The organism is Modicisalibacter ilicicola DSM 19980, assembly GCF_900128925.1.
Lineage (GTDB): Bacteria > Pseudomonadota > Gammaproteobacteria > Pseudomonadales > Halomonadaceae > Modicisalibacter > Modicisalibacter ilicicola.
The window spans coordinates 168,788-185,280 of record NZ_FQUJ01000004.1 but is presented as its reverse complement, the minus strand read 5'-3'; the positions used below and the strand labels follow the sequence as shown (position 1 = coordinate 185,280).

Sequence of the window (16,493 nt, the reverse complement as noted above, 5' to 3'; positions counted from 1 at the left end):
CGCCGTCATTCATCAATAGCCGACAGATCAGCCCTGGTTGGCGGCCTGAGCAGCATCGATCACGTCTTGGCCAATCTCGTCGGAGAACTGGTTCCACACTGGTTTCATGGCGTCGACCCATTGCTGGCGCTGCTCAGGGGTCAGCTCGATGATCTCGGACTGGCCGGAATCGATGATCGCCTGCTTGGCCTCCTGGTTCTCTTGGGCAGCGATCGAGTTTCCGTAGGCGAGTGCCTCCTGCATGGCCTTTTGCAGGGCGGGACGTACGTCATCTGGCAGGCCGTTCCAGAAGCGATCCGATGTCACCACCATGTAGTCGATCACACCGTGGTTGGATTCGGTGATGTATGGCTGTACTTCGTAGAATTTCTGCGAATAGATGTTGGAGTAAGTATTCTCCTGGCCATCGATGGCACCGGTCTGTAACAGAATAAAGACCTCAGAGAATGGCTTCTTGAGTGGCGCAGCATCGATCTCCTCGAACTGCGCCTGTAGCACGTCGGAGGTCTGTATACGGAACTTCTTGCCAGCGGCATCCTCGGGAACGCGCAGCGGCTCAGAGGCAGACAGCTGCTTCAGGCCATTGTGCTGATAGCCGAGGCCCATCAGGCCCTTGTTCTGCATGGAGGTCAGCAGCTGCTTGCCGGTGGGGCTATTTTGGAAGCGCTCAACCGCAGCCATGTCCTCGAACAGGAACGGCAGATCGTAGACTTGGAGCTGGTCGGTGTATTTCTGGAATTTGGACAGTGATGGCGCAGCGAGCTGAACGTCGCCCAATAGCATCGCTTCCAAGACCTGATCGTCCCCGTAGAGCTGGGAGTTGGGGTAGACCTCGACGTCAACCTTGTCACCTACCGAACTCTTCTCGACCAACTCCTTGAACTTCTCGGCCATCTGGCCCTTCGGGGAGTTCTCGGCAACTACATGGGAAAACTTGATAGTGATAGGGTCAGCGGCGAAAGCCGTGCCGGCCATCAGGATACTGGCCGCGAGGGTAGTGAGTGAGGCGAACTTGAGCGTTGGCATGATGCAAACTCCTTGTCTTTGTAATGATTTCGCATCCAGTCGCGCTGGACCAGATTCCCTTGATGCTGGCACAGCCTCTTGAGAAGACGTATTAGTAATTAAACAAACTGGGGTTAGTGTCAGATGAACGCTACTGGACTGAGCTCAGCTTATCAGTTGTGGTGGAAGGAGGAGAGAACCCTTCATGATCGAAGATCGCCTCGACCAGCGCCCGCCCACAGCTGGGAAGCGCTTCGAGTTCGCGCACGGCGATGCTGCGTTCACGCTGTGCCCAGGCATCGCTCAGCTCAACTAGCTGGATGGCTAGCGTGCGTTGATAGCGAAGCGCGCATGACTCGGGCAGGATGCCGATGCCTACGCCCGCCTCGATCATCCTGCAGGCCGGCTCGAAGCCGAGCACCTGGATGCGCAGGGGCAGGCTTCTGCCCATGTCCTTGACCTGATCCTGAAGAAACTGCAGCAGGGTGCTGCCGTCATGCAGCCCGACATGCGGGTAGGCCAGCGTTTCCTGGAAGCTGACCCGAGGCCTGTTCGCCAGTACGTGCCCGCGGGGCACCGCCAGCACTAGCCGATCCAGGCTGAACGGCAGTAACTGCAGCCCCTGTGCCTTGGCCACCCCCGCCACGATGCCCAGATCTGCCGTGCCATCCAGCACGCCACGCACGATATCCCGGGTCAGGCGTTCCTGCAGGTCGACGGTAATACCGGGCCGGGTGGCCAGGAACCTGGCCAGCACCTCGGGCATGAACTCGGTTATCGCCGTGGTATTGGCGAAGATGCGCAGATGTCCCGCCGCGCCGTCAGCGTAGCCTGAAAAATCGCTCTTCACGTGCTCGACCTGACGTAGGATGGCACGCGCATGGCGCAGCAGGCGATCACCCGCCGGGGTGAGTTCCACGCCCTGACTACTGCGATAGAACAGCCGGCTGCCTAGCTGGCCCTCGAGCGCCTTCATGCGGGTGCTAGCCGCCGCTGTGGAGAGATGGGCACGCTGGGCGCCCCCCGTTAGGCTGTACGCCTCGGCGACATGAATGAATAGCCGTAAGTCTTGTAGATCGAAGTGCATGGCGTGTGGCTCGCAGGCTGGCTGGAAAGGCTGGCCCCGTTGGGCGTTCGGCCCAGCAGAACACGGCCTTATGCAAAAGCAAATTCTCTAAAGGTCCCATCCTGCGCATCCTGAGGTGACGATAACAGGAGGACAGGACATGGCAGACGCGGCCGTCAGCAACTGGATTGGCAATCAGGAGCGCAGCGATGACACGCTGAGCGAGGCATTGGTCAAGCGCATCGCAGTGATGTTTGACCTACCGTGCCCACAAGAGGGGCAGCCCTTGCCGCCCCTGTGGCACTGGGCCTTCTTCCAGGAGCCTGTCACAGCCGATCAGTTGGGACGCGATGGCCATCCGGTATTAGGGGGCTTCCTGCCACCCGCCGAGGGACGCAACCGGATGTGGGCGGGTGGCCGGCTGGATTTCATCCAGCCGCTGCGAGTGGGTCTCGCCGCGCAGCGCTACTCGACGGTTGCCGATATCAAGGAGAAACAGGGGCGAACCGGTAAGCTGCTGTTCGTCACGGTGCGCCATGACTACACCCAGCAGGGCGAAACCTGTATCCAGGAGGAGCAGGACATCGTCTACCGGGAGCCCTCACCGCCGCGGTTGTCGCTGGACACGCAGCTATCTGAGCCGGAATGGAGTCAGCCTATCCGGCCAACATCGACCCTGCTGTTCCGCTATTCAGCGGTGACCTTCAATGGGCATCGCATCCACTACGACTGGCCGTATGCCACCGAGACCGAAGGCTATCCCGGACTGGTCGTGCATGGCCCGATGATCGCCACACTGATGGTCCAGGCCTTCTGCAACACTCACCCCCACGCCGTGCCGACGCGCCTGAGCTACCGAGGCTTGCGTCCGCTGATCGCCGATAGCGATTTCCAGGTCGCCGGTCGCCACGAGGCGACTGGCCGGGCCGCACTGTGGGCGTTCAATGAATACGGGCCGGCGCACGAGGCGGAAATTCACTACAAGGAGAATGGCTGATGTTTGCACATGATACCGAGGCCCTGGAGGCCATCCGCGATGGCGTACGCAGCCTATGCAGCCACTTTGATGCGGCCTACTGGCGTAGCATTGATGAGCGCAGGGCGTTCCCCGAGGAATTCGTCACGGCACTAACCGAGGCGGGCTGGCTGGCGGCGATGATCCCCGAGGAATACGGCGGCTCGGGGCTGGGCCTGACCGAGGCTTCGGTCATCCTCGAGGAGGTCAATCGCTGCGGGGGCAACTCCGGCACCGTGCACGGCCAGATGTACAATATGTTCACTCTGCTGCGTCACGGCAGCGAGGCGCAGAAGCAGTATTTCCTGCCGAAGATCGCCGCGGGCGAGCTGCGCCTGCAGTCGATGGGGGTCACCGAGCCCACCACCGGCACCGACACCACCAAGATCAAGACCACCGCGGTCAGGCAGGGTGACAAGTACGTCATCAACGGCCAGAAGGTGTGGATCTCGCGTATCCAGCACTCCGACCTGATGATTCTGCTGGCGCGCACCACGCCGCTCGACCAGGTACAGCGCAAGTCGGAGGGGATGTCGATCTTTCTGGTCGACCTGCACGAGGCGATCGGCAACGGCCTGACGGTGCAGCCGATCGCCAACATGGTCAACCACGAGACCAACGAGCTGTTCTTCGACAACCTCGAGATCCCCGCGGACAGCCTGATCGGCGAGGAGGGCAAGGGCTTTCGCTACATTCTGGACGGCTTGAACGCCGAGCGTACGCTGATAGCCGCCGAATGCATCGGCGATGGACGCTGGTTCATCGAGAAGGCCAGCGACTATGCCCGCAGCCGCGAGGTGTTCGGCCGTCCGATCGGCCAGAACCAGGGCATCCAGTTTCCCATCGCCCAGGCGCACATCGAGGTCGAGGCCGCCGACCTGATGCGCTGGCGGGCTTGCCATGAGTACGACAACGGCCTGCCCGCCGGGGCCAGCGCCAACATGGCCAAGTATCTGGCAGCCGAGGCGTCGTGGAAGGCGGCTAACGTCTGCCTGCAGACCCACGGAGGCTTCGGCTTCGCCAGCGAGTACGATGTCGAGCGTAAGTTCCGCGAGACCCGGCTCTACCAAGTCGCGCCGATCTCGACCAACCTGATTCTGTCCTACGTCGCCGAGCACTTGCTCGAGCTGCCGCGGTCCTTCTAGGAGACGCCCGATGAACCATCCCACCCGGACCTTGGCCGCCTTCCTGGCCGATCTTCATTACGAGGCCTTGCCCGAGCGGGTCGTGTCGCGCTGCGAGGAGCTATGCCTCGACTGGCTGGGCTCGGCATTGGCCGGCAAGAGCCAGCCGCCGATTCCGTTATTCGAGCGTTACGCCCAGCGCATGGGGCCGACAGGCGGGGCCAGCGAGTCACTGACCGACCGCCGACTGACGTCGCCGCACTTCGCCGCGCTGGTCAACGCGGCCGCCTCGCATGTCGTCGAGCAGGACGACCTACACAATAGCTCGGTGCTGCATCCGGGCACGGTGGTCTTTCCGGCCACGCTGGCGGCCGCCCAAGAACTCGGCGCCTCGGGCCGCGAGCTGATCGTGGCCGCCGTGGCCGGCTACGAAGCCGGGGTCCGCATCGGCGAGTTCCTGGGGCGCTCGCATTACGCCACCTTCCATACCACGGGTACCGTGGGCACGCTGGCCGCTGCCGTGGCGGTCGGCAAGCTGCTCGGCTTCGATGAGGATCGCTTCGTTCACGTACTGGGCAGCGCCGGCACGCAGGCCGCCGGGTTGTGGGAGTTCCTGCGCGATGGCGCGCATTCCAAGCAGTTGCATACCGCTAAGGCGGCCGCCGACGGGCTGCTGGCCGCCTACCTGACCGAAGAGGGTCTGACCGGGGCGCAGCGCATTCTGGACGGCAAGCAGGGCATGGCCGCCGGGATGTCGCAGGATACCGATCCCGGCTACCTGACGGATTGCCTGGGCGAACGCTGGGCGCTCGAGGAAACCTCGTTCAAGTTCCATGCCTCGTGCAGGCACACCCATCCTGCTGCCGATGCGCTGCTCGCGCTGATGCAGGCGCACGACCTGAGCCATCGGGACATCGAGCACGTCACCGCCCGCGTGCATCAGGCGGCCATCGACGTGCTGGGTCCAGTGACCCGGCCCACCTCGATCCACCAGGCCAAGTTTTCGATGGGCACGGTGCTGGGCCTGATCGCCGTGCATGGCCAGGCCGGCCTCGACGAATTCCAGCGTCGTGCCCTGGAGGACGAGCAGGTCATCACGTTCAAAGAGAGAGTGAGCATGCAGCTCGACCCGGAGGTCGATGCGGCCTACCCGAAGAAATGGCTGGGGCGCGTCGCGGTGACGACCCGGGACGGGCAGACATTCAGCCAGGCGATCGACGACCCCAAGGGAGATCCCGGCAATACCCTGTCACGGGACGAACTCGAAGATAAGTTCCGACGCCTGGCGGCCTTTTCCGGTGGGGCTTCGCCCACCGAAGCCCGCCAGTTGATTGACTGGGCCTGGCAGCTGCGTGAGCAGCCGCGCATTGTGCCGCTGCTCCAGGCACGCGAGAACACTCGTGAGAACAAGGGAGCCGACGCATGAACGCACTAGCTACGCCCCAACGCCCCTTGGATGGCATTACCGTGGTCAGCCTGGAGCATGCCATCGCCGCGCCCTTCTGCACCCGGCAATTGGCTGACATGGGCGCGCGGGTCATCAAGGTCGAGCGCCCCGGCGTCGGCGACTTCGCCCGCGGCTACGATGAACGGGTCCATGGCCTGTCCTCCCACTTCGTGTGGACCAACCGCTCCAAGGAGAGCCTGACGCTCGACGTCAAGAACGGTGAAGCCTGGGATATCTTGAACAGCCTGCTGGCGCAGGCCGACGTGCTGGTGCAGAACCTGGCGCCAGGCGCCGCGGCCCGGCTGGGCCTGTCCTTTGAGGCGTTACATGCGGACTTTCCGCGCCTGATCGTCTGTGACATCTCGGGCTACGGCGAGGACGGTCCCTACCACACCAAGAAGGCCTACGACCTGCTGATCCAGAGCGAGGGTGGCTTCCTGTCGACGACCGGTACCCCGGGGCCGGAGGGCATGGCCAAGGCAGGCTGCTCGATCGCCGATATCGCTGCGGGCATGTACGCCTACAGTAACATTCTCTCCGCCCTGTTGCTGCGCGAGCGTACCGGCACCGGTAGTCACATCGACGTATCGATGCTGGAAAGCCTGGTCGAGTGGATGGGCTATCCCATGTACTACGCCTTTGAAGGCGCCGAGCCGCCGCCACGGGCGGGCGCCTCGCATGCCACCATCTACCCTTACGGCCCGTTTCCCACCGGCGATGGCCAGACCGTCATGCTGGGACTACAGAACGAGCGCGAGTGGCAGGTGTTCTGCGAGAAGGTCCTGCAGCAGCCCGAACTGGCCGGGGACGAGCGTTTCTCCGCCAATGCTCGGCGCTCCGCCCACCGCGACGAGCTGCGCTCACTCATCGTACAGGCGTTTGCCGACATGACGGCGGACGATGTACTGGCCCGGCTCGATGAGGCGCAGATTGCCAATGCCCACGTCAACGACATGCACGGCGTCTGGGCGCATCCACAACTCAAGGCACGCCAGCGCTGGGCGAGCGTCGGCAGCCCCGCCGGCGAGATCCCGGCCCTACTGCCGCCGGGGCGCAACAGTACCTTTGCCCCGCAGATGGAGCCCGTTCCCGCATTGGGTGAGCACAGCGAGCGCATTCTTACCGAGCTGGGGTATGCGCGCGATGATATCCACCGCCTGAAAGACCACCGCGTCATCTGATGGAGCCACTATGAACCCGGATGCCCTGCGCTCCATTCTGTTCGTTCCGGCCACCCGGCCAGAGCGCATCGCCAAAGCCTTGGCCAGTGCGGCGGATGCCGTCATCGTCGACCTAGAGGACGCCGTTGCCGAAAGCGACAAGGCTCGCGCGCGGGAGGTGCTCGATGCATTCCTGGAGCATCATCCTCAGGCCAGGTTCATGGTCCGGATCAATGCGCCCGGAACCCGGCACTACGAAGCTGACTTGGCGCTGGGCGCACGGCATGCGGCCATCACGCATCTGGTTGTGCCCAAGGTAGAGTCCTGCCAGGCCCTGGAGAAGGCTGCCGCCTGCGGCAAGCCGTTATGGCCATTGATCGAAACGGCACGGGGCTTGCTGGCACTGCCCAGCCTAGTCTTCGTGGCGGGGGTCGAGCGGCTGAGCTTCGGGGCGCTGGACATGAGCGCCGAGCTGGGGCTTGCGCCCGGCACTCCGGGTGCCGGGCAGATCCTCGACCAGGGCCGTTACCAGCTTGTGGTCTATTCGCGTGCGGCGGGCTTGGCCCCACCGATCGAGAGTCCGCATCCGACTATCGATAATACGGATGCCGTAGCGCAGGCGGCCACTCGTGCCCGGGAGATGGGATTCGCCGGGATGCTGTGCATCCACCCTCGGCAACTGTCATCCGTCAACCAGGCGTTTTCTCCCAGCGAGGCCGACGTGGCCTGGGCCAGCAAGGTTGTCGAAGGCGCGACCCGGCAGGAAGGCGCGTTCAGCGTCGATGGTCAGATGGTTGATGCGCCGGTTATCGCACGCGCTCAGGCCATTCTCGCCAGGCACAAGGCGTGTGAATCATGACCGAACGACTCAAGGCGCAGGACGCCGCTGCACTCGACAACCCCTTCATCAACCTGATCGGGGCACGCCTGACCGAATGGACGACGGACCGATGCGAATGGGGCTTGGATATCGAGCCGCAGCACCTCAACACGCAAGGGTCACTGCATGGCGGCATCATCGCCACACTGCTGGACGTGGCGTGCGGCTATAGCGGTTTCTGTCTTGCAAACGATGACTCAGGTATCAGGGCGGCCACGATCTCGCTGACCGTGCACTACATGGCCAAGGCCAGCCGAGGACGCCTGGTCGCCCAGGGGCGGCGTACGGGCGGTGGGCGGCGCATCTTCTTTGCCGAAGCAGAATTAATTGACTATGCAAATAATGCCGTCATAGCAACCGCCTCCGGGAGCTTCCGTCGTCAGTATCCCAGTGAAGCTCGCTGAACCAATAATCGCACAATACAGCTAAAGCACTACGAGGACGCCATGAAAGTACTCGTCGCGGTCAAACGCGTCATCGACTACAACGTCAAGATCCGCGTCAAGGCGGATCATTCCGACGTCGACCTCACCAATGTCAAGATGGCCATGAACCCGTTCTGCGAGATTGCCGTGGAAGAGGCGGTGCGGCTCAAGGAAAAGGGCATTGCCAGCGAGATTGTGGCGGTGACGGTCGGGCCCAAGGCCGCCCAGGAGCAGTTGCGCACCGCGCTGGCGCTGGGCGCCGACCGTGCCATCCACGTCGCCACTGACGAGCGCGTCGAGTCGCTGGCCGTGGCCAAGCTGCTCAAGCGCGTTGCCGACGAGGAGCAGCCACAACTGGTTATCCTCGGCAAGCAGGCCATCGACACCGACAACAACCAGACCGGGCAGATGCTTGCCGCACTGACCGGCTGGGGGCAGGGTACCTTCGCCTCGAAGGTCGATGTGAAGGATGGCACGGTCGATGTGACCCGCGAGATCGACGGTGGCCTGCAGACCGTCGCGCTCAAGCTACCCGCTGTGGTCACCACCGACCTGCGCCTCAATGAGCCGCGCTACGCCAAGCTGCCCGATATCATGAAGGCCAAGAAGAAACCGCTCGACACCAAGACCCCCGAGGAACTCGGCGTCGACATCGCCTCGAAGGTCAGCCTGCTGCAGGCCGAGGCCCCGGCCGAGCGCAAGGGCGGCATCAAGGTGGGCTCGGTGGACGAGCTGCTCGACAAACTCAAGAACGAAGCCAAGGTGATCTCATGAGCATCCTGATCCTTGCCGACCACCACGACGGCCATCTGGCCAGCGCCACCGCCCATGTGGTGACGGCGGCCCAACAGATTGGTGGTGACATCGATATCCTGATTGCCGGCCAGGACGTGCAGGGCGTGGCCGAACAGGCGGCGAAGCTCGACGGCGTGGCCCGGGTACGCGTGGCCGATAATCCCGTCTACGCTCACCAGCTCGCCGAGCCGCTGGCCGACCTGCTGGTCGTCCTGGCCGACGACTACAGCCACGTGCTGGCCAGTTCGTCCACGACCGGCAAGAACGTGCTGCCGCGGCTGGCCGCGCTCAAGGACGTGGCTGCCATCTCCGATATCCTCGATGTGGTGAGCGCCGATACCTTCAAGCGCCCGATCTATGCCGGCAACGCCATCGCCACCGTGCAGAGCGCCGATCCGCTCAAGGTCATTACCGTACGCGGCACGGCCTTCGATGCGGCAGGCGAGACGGGAAGTGCCACGATCGAGGCTGTTGATGCCGTGATCGACAACGCCCTGTCGAGCTTCGTCGACGAACGGCTCGAGCAGAGCGAGCGCCCTGAACTCTCCGCAGCACGGGTGGTTATTTCCGGCGGACGAGGCATGGGCAATGGCGAGAACTTCAAGCTGCTCGACGGGATTGCCGACAAGCTGGGCGCAGCAATCGGTGCGTCGCGTGCGGCGGTGGACGCCGGCTTCGTGCCCAACGACATGCAGGTCGGCCAGACCGGCAAGATCGTTGCCCCGGAGCTGTACATCGCCGTGGGCATCAGCGGGGCTATTCAGCACCTGGCGGGGATGAAGGACTCCAAGGTAATCGTGGCGATCAACAAGGACGAGGAGGCGCCGATCTTCCAGGTCGCGGATTATGGTCTCGTTGGCGACCTGTTCCAGGTCTTGCCGGAACTAGAAGGCAAATTTTAACGATAAAACAAGAAGGTAAACAGACTATGGCAGAGCAGGTGGAACGCGAACACATGGACTTCGATGTGGTCATCGTCGGTGCCGGCCCCAGCGGCTTGGCCGCCGCTTGCCGTCTGATGCAGCAAGCCAATGAGGCCGAGCGCGAACTCAGCGTCTGTGTGGTCGAAAAAGGCTCCGAAGTCGGCGCGCACATCCTTTCCGGTGCCATCTTCGAGCCGCGTGCCCTCGATGAGCTATTCCCGGACTGGGCCGAACGCGGCGCTCCCTTGAACACGCCAGCGATACGCGACGAGGTCTACCTTCTCAAGGACGACAGCTCCGCGCGCAAGCTGCCCAATGCCTTGGTACCCAAGACCATGCATAACGTCGGCACCCCCGGGGCCGAAAGCGGACGGAATTACGTGATCAGCGCCGGTAACCTGTGTCGCTGGCTGGGCGAGCAGGCCGAGGAACTCGGCGTCGAGACTTTCCCCGGCTTCGCTGCCCAGGAGGTCCTGTACGATGAAGGCGGTACGGTACGCGGCATCATCACCGGCGACATGGGCGTCGGCGCCGATGGCGAGCCCAAGGATGGCTACATGCCCGGCATGGAACTGCGCGCCAAGTACACCCTGTTCGCCGAAGGCGCTCGCGGCCATCTCGGCAAACGTCTCATCGAACGCTTCGACCTGGCCAAGGGGCGTGACCCGCAGCACTACGCCATCGGCTTCAAGGAGCTCTGGGACGTCCCTGCTGAGCGGCATGAGCCCGGCCTAGTCCTGCACGGCTCCGGCTGGCCGTTGGATAAGGAGACCCACGGCGGCTTCTTCCTCTATCACGGCGAGAACCAGCAGGTGATGGTCGGGCTGATCGTCGATCTTGCCTATTCCAACCCTTACCTGTCGCCCTTCGACGAGTTTCAGCGCCTGAAGCATCATCCGCTGCTCAAGCAGTATCTCGAGGGCGGCTCCCGCGTGGCTTATGGAGCGCGGGCCATCACCAAGGGGGGCATCAACTGCTTGCCAAAGATGACGTTCCCGGGTGGCCTGTTGATCGGCTGCGATGCAGGCACACTCAATTTCGCCAAGATCAAAGGGCTGCATACGGCCATGAAGTCAGGTCTAGTCGCGGCAGAGACGGTATTCGAGGCCATCCAGGGCGGCGATGAAGGTGGCCAGGAGCTCACCTCCTTTACCACTCGCTGGGAACGAAGCTGGGCCTATCGCGAACTGCGCGAGGCCGCCAACTTCGGCCCCGCGATTCATAAGTACGGCACAGTGATGGGAGGGGCCTACAACTTCATCGATCAATGGCTGGGTGGCAAGCTGCCGGCAGTTCATGACACGACCCCCGACCATGCCAAGCTGGAACAGGCCGCCCAGGGCCGCAAGATCGACTATCCCAAGCCCGATGGTAAGCTGTCCTTCGACAAGCCCTCCTCGGTGTTCCTCTCCAACACCAACCATGAAGAGGATCAGCCAAGCCACCTTCGACTCAAGGACCCTGCCGTCCCGATTCGTGACAATCTGCCGACGTTCGACGAGCCCGCTCAGCGCTATTGTCCGGTCGGTGTCTACGAGGTGATCGAAGGCGATGACGGCCAGCCGAAGTTCCAGATCAACTTTCAGAACTGCATCCACTGCAAGACCTGCGACATCAAGGACCCGGCACAGAATATCGAGTGGGTAGCGCCGGAAGGGGGCGGTGGTCCGAACTATCCTAATATGTAGGCAATCGATCAGGTCATCGCTCTCCAATGTCTTGTCCCTGCGGACATTTAGTGTGCCTTTCAAAACCTGCCTCGAAGCTTGTTCAAACAGATCAGTGAGCACCCCAGCAACGTGAAGGCATAATGAATATCGGCACGGCGCTCATAGCGTATCGCTAATCGCCTCATCCGCCCCAGCCAAGCAAAGGTTCGCTCGACAACCCAACGGTGGCGTCCGAGTCGTTGACCATCTTCCACGCCCCGACGAGCGATACGAGGCTGGATTCCGCGAGCCCGATATGACTGGCGGCAGCGCCGGTGATCATAAGCTTTGTCTGCATAAGGCTTTCGAGGGCGGCAGCGAGGCCGCCCTGGTCGGCCTGATGACACTGGCTGCACGCTATCGATCAAGGCCGTCAAAGGTACGCTGTCATGCATGTTGGCACCCGACAGCAGGATGGCCAACGGGACGCCCTGGCGATCGCCAACGCCGGTACGCTGGGCATCCTGATTCCGCCCTCGATCGTCATGCTGGAGATGTTCCAGTAACGTCTGGTGTAGACGCTCCTAGACACCTGCCTCCTGCCAGTCGCGCAAGCGACGCCAACAGGTGACACCTGAGCCGCAGCCCATCTCCTGGGGCAGCATCTCCCAAGGGATGCCTGAGCGCAGGACGAATAGGATGCCTGTCAGGGGGTCGCGGTTGGAGATGGGCGGCCGTCCGCCACACGGCTTGGCTTCGGTGGTGGCAGCAACGGCTCGACAATGGACCAGAGTTCATCGGATACGATCTTTTTAGCCATACCGAAAATCTAGGAATGGCTGAGGCTGCTTTCAAGGTTTTGAAAGGCACTGTAATACTGCAGTTGTAGTTAGAAGCTATACCTCGTTGACTGCGGCCCGTGAGTGAGCGAGGTGCACGATGCTGAACGACTGACCCTTGAGAACTTGCGTAAGCAGACCCGTGATTGGGAATCGGCGTTATCCTCATGGCTGACAGGGTTGGGCGGTTACGTCAAAAGGACCGAGGCCCGAGAGCGACTCGGGGCCTACTTGCGGGGGCTGCTGGGCGAAGTCGAGCGACGCAACAGCTGGCAACTGGCGGAACATCAGGGTGACGCGCGCCCCTACGGCTTCCAGCATCTGATCAACCGGGCTCGCTGGGATGAGGACGGCGTGCGCGATGCTGTGCGACAGCGTGTCTACGAGACCCCGCGCGACGACAACGGGGCGCTGGTAGTGGATGAGACGGGGTTCCTCAAGAAGGGCCAACATTCGGCGGGCGTCAAGCTCCAGTACAGCGGGACCGCCGGCCGGATCGAGAATTGCCAGATTGGCGTGCTCCTCGGCTATGCCACCTGCTGGGGACAGGGACTGATGGATCGCGCTCTGTTCCTGCCCCGGGATTGGGTGGAGGATCGTGAACGCTGCCGCCAGGCGGGCATCCCGGAGGACGTTAGCCATAAGCCCAAGACAGGGTTGGCCCGGAGATGCTGGTCCGTCGTTCCCTGGACACCGGACAGGAAATGACAGCGTACTTCACCTTCGCGCCCTGCGGTACGTCACTCGACGACCTCGCCCTGGCGGCCGGGGCCCGGTGGAATATCGAGCGCTGTTTCCAGGAAAGCAAATCGCAACTGGGGCTGGATCAATATGCGGTACGGACCTGGCGAGGCTGGTATCGCCATATCACGCTGGTGATGGCGGCCTATGCCCTGCTGGTCACGTTGCGCCGGCGCCAGCTGAAAAAAGCCTGTTGCTGAGCCTGGGTAGGCAAGGCCGGTCGTTCTCTCTCTGGCCGAAATGCGGCGATGGCTGTGCCTCACCCCCGTTGCCCAGCGACGAAGACGGCTGGAAGATGCGCTGCACTGGTCTCGTTGGCGAAGGCTTCACCAACGTGTCGCCCAGTACTATCACTGGGTAAGGCGCCAGCGGACAAGAGGCAGCATCATCACCTTGTCCTCGATGATTATTTACGACTGTAGTAGTAAAGCTTTAGCCAATAAGCTATAGCCTTCTCCTAATCTAGGATAAGAAGGAGAACTAACTTTTTCACTCATTTTTCCCATCGTGATCGCCTCAATAAAACTAGCATCCTTGCTCTTAGCATTCCTTAAATTACTTTCCTACTTTTGCAGGGCATTACCAAGATTTTTACCGGAAACATTACCTGTTGTTCTGGCCAGTTGCCCCTTGAAATTCTGTCTGAGCACGAGATCCTAGCCCAGGCTGGCCAACCTTTCCTTTTCCGCTTTTGTCTTAGACATAATCAGACTCCTTAGCTTTAGTTTCCAACTGCAACATTTGCAATGATAGCTATGATGCATTCAGCCTGTGGAGACGTCTGCAGCACGATTGGCCAATTTTTATCCTGTCGAAGCAGGGTGGGTTTGGCCATCCTAGCTATTACTCTCCCCCGGCTAGGGGGTTAACGCAACCATCTGATAAAAAGGGTTATCTACCATAACGATAGATATATAAGCTCCTATTAACGGGAGAGTTGCGATCGCAAAAACTTTAAGGTCTATATCACTCCTGTGAGCTGAGCCCCCCAAGCTTGTTTCACCGCCACAGGAGAACTGTTATGCCCCCACCCTGTTCGCGCTGTGTCTCGCAGTGCGTGATCAACCTCGAGACCGCTCGCAAGCTGGGAATAACCGCCGGTGCTTTGGCCGGATCCCTCAAGGGTGCCTACGTGTCGCTCTGCTCCTCCGAAAGGCTGACCCCAGCGCACTTCCCTCTTAACCGTCTAGCGGCGGCCGTCATTGCCGGTGCATCAGGGGGGATCGCTGGGGCAGCTGCCGGGAATCAGATATTTCTCCACCTGTTTCCGCCCGGCGAGGGTACCCCATGGCTCTGCCTTGGCTGTGGCCATACCTTTCGCGTAGTGGACTGACCTGGTCACCCTTTCCCCTTCTTAACTGCCGGCACTCTGCCGGCTTTTTTACGTTTAGGAGTTTCACCATGGCACATCTCATCGAACAAATGGCTTACGTCGGCGACACCCCTTGGCACGGTCTGGGGCAACAGCTCTCACCGCATCAGCCGCTGGAGGTCTGGCAGCAGCAGGCCGGCATGAACTGGCACATCGAGGAAACCCCGGTGCGCTTTATTGCCGACTCCATGTCTCATCTGGGCAGCATCCATTCCTTCCCTGAGCAGAAAGTGCTGTTCCGCTCGGATACCCAAACGCCGCTCTCGGTAGTCTCCCAGCGCTACAAGGTCGTTCAACCGCAGGAAGTGCTGGAGTTTTACCGAGATCTCACGGAATACGCCGGCTACGAGCTGGAGACGGCGGGCGTGCTCAAGGGTGGGCGCAAGTTCTGGGCGTTGGCACGAAGTGGTCTGAGTACTTCGCTGAAAGGGAGGGACGAAATCAAAGGCTACCTGCTGCTGGCCACGTCCTGTGATGGATCGCTGGCTACGGTCGCGACGCCAACGACAGTACGCGTAGTCTGCAACAACACGCTGAGCCTGGCCGTGGATGGCGCCTCGCAGATGGTCCGCGTCCCTCACAGCACGGTGTTCGACCCGCAGCGGGTCAAGCGACAACTGGGTATCTCTGTCTCGCAGTGGGACGACTTCATGGTGCGCATGAAGGCCTTGGCCGAGCGCCGTATCCATCCTGACGAGGCGACGCGCTACTTCCAGGCCGTGCTCTGCACGCCCGATACACCGCCCAGCGATGCGGACAAGCCCACCCATAGCCGGACATTGAACAAACTTTTGCGGCTCTATCATGGCGCGGGGCGTGGCTCCCAGTTGGTGACGGCCCAAGATACCGCCTGGGGCCTGCTCAATGCCGTGACGGAGTTCGTCGATCACGAGAAGCGTGCCCGCAGCACCGACACGCGTCTGGATTCCGCGTGGTTCGGCCAAGGTGCCAACCTGAAGCACCGCGCCCTGGATACCGCGCTCGAGCTCGTTGCGTGACACCACACTCATTTCCTCATCCGTCCTTTACGGCATAGCGCCCGGCCCACTTGGCCGGGCGTTGTCGTTTCTGACCCGGAGTCAGCCATGCCTGATGAACCCGCACTCTCGATTCCCCATGCCCTGACCCAGCTCGCCCGGTTGCTGCTGGAACAGGACGACACCCAGGCGCACACGCTCGTCTGCGCCCAGGGCTGCTTCTATCGCGCCACGGTCAGCCTTGAGTCCGTACCTCCGGAAGAAGTAGCCAACGCCATCCAAGATTACCTCTAGGAGAAAACCACCATGAAAAATTCCGCCATTCAACCAGACAACACGGCCTCTCAACGGCCCGAGCCGCACAGCGACAGCACGGCGATCATCCAGGTCATCGAGCGAGCGGCGATGAACCCTGAGGTCGACATCGACAAGATGGAGCGACTGCTGCAGATGCAGGAGCGCATCCTCGATCGCCAGGCCATGATGGCCTACAGCGCAGCGATGGCCGCCATGCAGACCGAACTGCCCAGCGTCGAGGAACGTGGCCAGGGCAACAACGGCAAATACGCCACACTGGAAGACATCGTCGACACGGTGCGCCCCATCCTGCAGCGTCATGGCTTCGCGGTGAGCTTCCGTATCCAGACGCAGGAACGGGGGCTTGTGGTGACCGGCATCCTCATGCATCAGGCGGGGCATCGCGAGGAAACCAGCATGTTGCTGCCAGCCGATGTCAGCGGCAACAAGAATGCCGTGCAGGCCTTCGGCTCCTCCACCAGCTATGGCAAGCGCTACGTGCTGTGCGCGCTGCTCAACATCACTACTCGCGGCCAGGACGATAATGGCCAGATGGCAGCCCCGAACCGCTGTGTGACGCCGTTCCAGGCCGGACAGCTAGACAGGCTGCTCGCCGCCTGTCCGCCGGCGACCCAGGAATGGTTCGTGGGCAAGTACGCCACGGTCAGCCAGGTACCCAAGTCGGACTTCGATCGGCTGCGAGCATCATTGGCAAAACGGGCCCAACCCCCTCAGCCCAACAACACCATGCAATGACCGACACCGGCACAGCGGTGGC

At 61.9% G+C, this 16,493-nt stretch carries 14 protein-coding genes and 2 pseudogenes; 13 read left to right on the top strand and 3 right to left on the bottom strand.

Annotated elements, in window-relative coordinates; genetic code table 11:
- Window positions 1-27: 27 nt before the first annotated feature.
- Both BUA41_RS05380 and BUA41_RS05375 read right to left on the bottom strand, forming a co-directional pair.
- Window positions 28-1,026: a TRAP transporter substrate-binding protein gene (locus tag BUA41_RS05380; protein ID WP_072820493.1), complete on the bottom strand. Its 999-nt coding sequence runs from the start codon at window positions 1,024-1,026 to the stop codon at window positions 28-30.
- Between the two features lie 130 nt (window positions 1,027-1,156).
- Window positions 1,157-2,092 (bottom strand): LysR substrate-binding domain-containing protein, encoded by a 936-nt coding sequence (locus BUA41_RS05375; RefSeq protein WP_072820490.1) that lies wholly within the window; start codon window positions 2,090-2,092, stop codon window positions 1,157-1,159.
- Window positions 2,093-2,231: 139 nt separating this feature from the next.
- Here BUA41_RS05375 and BUA41_RS05370 point away from each other — a divergent pair, with 139 nt between their 5' ends.
- Genes BUA41_RS05370 through BUA41_RS05330 form a run of 9 tightly spaced genes read left to right on the top strand, consistent with a single transcriptional unit; the run spans window position 2,232 to window position 11,528 of the window.
- The gene (locus tag BUA41_RS05370) at window positions 2,232-3,068 is read left to right on the top strand and encodes an HTD2 family dehydratase (RefSeq protein WP_072820488.1); all 837 of its coding nucleotides are present in this window, start codon (window positions 2,232-2,234) and stop codon (window positions 3,066-3,068) included.
- The gene (locus BUA41_RS05365) at window positions 3,068-4,231 is read left to right on the top strand and encodes an acyl-CoA dehydrogenase family protein (RefSeq protein WP_072820486.1); all 1,164 of its coding nucleotides are present in this window, start codon (window positions 3,068-3,070) and stop codon (window positions 4,229-4,231) included. The genes BUA41_RS05370 and BUA41_RS05365 overlap by 1 nt, the downstream gene beginning before the upstream one ends.
- 10 nt (window positions 4,232-4,241) lie before the next feature.
- Complete coding sequence (locus BUA41_RS05360) at window positions 4,242-5,636, top strand: MmgE/PrpD family protein (protein WP_072820484.1); 1,395 nt, start codon at window positions 4,242-4,244, stop codon at window positions 5,634-5,636.
- A complete protein-coding gene (locus tag BUA41_RS05355; RefSeq protein WP_072820482.1) occupies window positions 5,633-6,838 on the top strand; it encodes a CaiB/BaiF CoA transferase family protein in 1,206 nt (401 codons plus the stop codon). The genes BUA41_RS05360 and BUA41_RS05355 overlap by 4 nt, the downstream gene beginning before the upstream one ends.
- A 10-nt stretch (window positions 6,839-6,848) precedes the next feature.
- A complete protein-coding gene (locus BUA41_RS05350) occupies window positions 6,849-7,676 on the top strand; it encodes an HpcH/HpaI aldolase/citrate lyase family protein (RefSeq protein ID WP_072820479.1) in 828 nt (275 codons plus the stop codon).
- Entirely contained in the window at window positions 7,673-8,101 is a 429-nt protein-coding gene (locus BUA41_RS05345) for a PaaI family thioesterase (RefSeq protein WP_072820477.1), read from the top strand. The genes BUA41_RS05350 and BUA41_RS05345 overlap by 4 nt, the downstream gene beginning before the upstream one ends.
- A 42-nt stretch (window positions 8,102-8,143) precedes the next feature.
- Complete coding sequence (locus BUA41_RS05340; protein ID WP_072820475.1) at window positions 8,144-8,896, top strand: electron transfer flavoprotein subunit beta/FixA family protein; 753 nt, start codon at window positions 8,144-8,146, stop codon at window positions 8,894-8,896.
- Window positions 8,893-9,819, top strand: coding sequence for an electron transfer flavoprotein subunit alpha/FixB family protein (locus BUA41_RS05335; protein WP_072820473.1), 927 nt, complete (start codon window positions 8,893-8,895; stop codon window positions 9,817-9,819). Before BUA41_RS05340 ends, BUA41_RS05335 begins: the two co-directional genes overlap by 4 nt.
- A gap of 26 nt (window positions 9,820-9,845) precedes the next feature.
- Window positions 9,846-11,528, top strand: a complete 1,683-nt coding sequence (locus BUA41_RS05330; RefSeq protein ID WP_072820471.1) for an electron transfer flavoprotein-ubiquinone oxidoreductase — start codon at window positions 9,846-9,848, stop codon at window positions 11,526-11,528.
- 59 nt (window positions 11,529-11,587) lie between these two features.
- On the opposite strand, the pseudogene BUA41_RS05325 reads toward BUA41_RS05330, so the two are convergent.
- Window positions 11,588-12,309 (bottom strand): annotated as a pseudogene (locus BUA41_RS05325) (IS5 family transposase).
- 145 nt (window positions 12,310-12,454) lie between these two features.
- Here BUA41_RS05325 and BUA41_RS19370 point away from each other — a divergent pair.
- The 4 genes and pseudogenes from BUA41_RS19370 (at window position 12,455) to BUA41_RS05300 (ending at window position 16,471) form a co-directional block, all read left to right on the top strand.
- Window positions 12,455-13,269 (top strand): annotated as a pseudogene (locus BUA41_RS19370) (IS701 family transposase).
- 1,201 nt (window positions 13,270-14,470) lie between these two features.
- Window positions 14,471-15,439: a DUF932 domain-containing protein gene (locus BUA41_RS05310; RefSeq protein ID WP_072820465.1), complete on the top strand. Its 969-nt coding sequence runs from the start codon at window positions 14,471-14,473 to the stop codon at window positions 15,437-15,439.
- A gap of 87 nt (window positions 15,440-15,526) precedes the next feature.
- The gene (locus BUA41_RS05305) at window positions 15,527-15,712 is read left to right on the top strand and encodes a hypothetical protein (protein ID WP_072820463.1); all 186 of its coding nucleotides are present in this window, start codon (window positions 15,527-15,529) and stop codon (window positions 15,710-15,712) included.
- 12 nt (window positions 15,713-15,724) lie between these two features.
- Window positions 15,725-16,471 (top strand): ERF family protein, encoded by a 747-nt coding sequence (locus BUA41_RS05300; RefSeq protein WP_072820461.1) that lies wholly within the window; start codon window positions 15,725-15,727, stop codon window positions 16,469-16,471.
- Window positions 16,472-16,493 lie beyond the last annotated feature (22 nt).

Excerpts from the sequence above, each read along its gene's own strand:
- BUA41_RS05335 (WP_072820473.1), top strand. The coding sequence starts at position 8,893 with ATGAGCATCCTGATCCTTGCCGACCACCACGACGGCCATCTGGCCAGC.
- BUA41_RS05310 (WP_072820465.1), top strand. The coding sequence starts at position 14,471 with ATGGCACATCTCATCGAACAAATGGCTTACGTCGGCGACACCCCTTGG.
- BUA41_RS05375 (WP_072820490.1), bottom strand. The coding sequence starts at position 2,092 with ATGCACTTCGATCTACAAGACTTACGGCTATTCATTCATGTCGCCGAG.
- BUA41_RS05300 (WP_072820461.1), top strand. The coding sequence starts at position 15,725 with ATGAAAAATTCCGCCATTCAACCAGACAACACGGCCTCTCAACGGCCC.
- BUA41_RS05345 (WP_072820477.1), top strand. The coding sequence starts at position 7,673 with ATGACCGAACGACTCAAGGCGCAGGACGCCGCTGCACTCGACAACCCC.
- BUA41_RS05330 (WP_072820471.1), top strand. The coding sequence starts at position 9,846 with ATGGCAGAGCAGGTGGAACGCGAACACATGGACTTCGATGTGGTCATC.
- BUA41_RS05340 (WP_072820475.1), top strand. The coding sequence starts at position 8,144 with ATGAAAGTACTCGTCGCGGTCAAACGCGTCATCGACTACAACGTCAAG.
- BUA41_RS05355 (WP_072820482.1), top strand. The coding sequence starts at position 5,633 with ATGAACGCACTAGCTACGCCCCAACGCCCCTTGGATGGCATTACCGTG.
- BUA41_RS05305 (WP_072820463.1), top strand. The coding sequence starts at position 15,527 with ATGCCTGATGAACCCGCACTCTCGATTCCCCATGCCCTGACCCAGCTC.
- BUA41_RS05350 (WP_072820479.1), top strand. The coding sequence starts at position 6,849 with ATGAACCCGGATGCCCTGCGCTCCATTCTGTTCGTTCCGGCCACCCGG.
- BUA41_RS05360 (WP_072820484.1), top strand. The coding sequence starts at position 4,242 with ATGAACCATCCCACCCGGACCTTGGCCGCCTTCCTGGCCGATCTTCAT.
- BUA41_RS05365 (WP_072820486.1), top strand. The coding sequence starts at position 3,068 with ATGTTTGCACATGATACCGAGGCCCTGGAGGCCATCCGCGATGGCGTA.
- BUA41_RS05370 (WP_072820488.1), top strand. The coding sequence starts at position 2,232 with ATGGCAGACGCGGCCGTCAGCAACTGGATTGGCAATCAGGAGCGCAGC.
- BUA41_RS05380 (WP_072820493.1), bottom strand. The coding sequence starts at position 1,026 with ATGCCAACGCTCAAGTTCGCCTCACTCACTACCCTCGCGGCCAGTATC.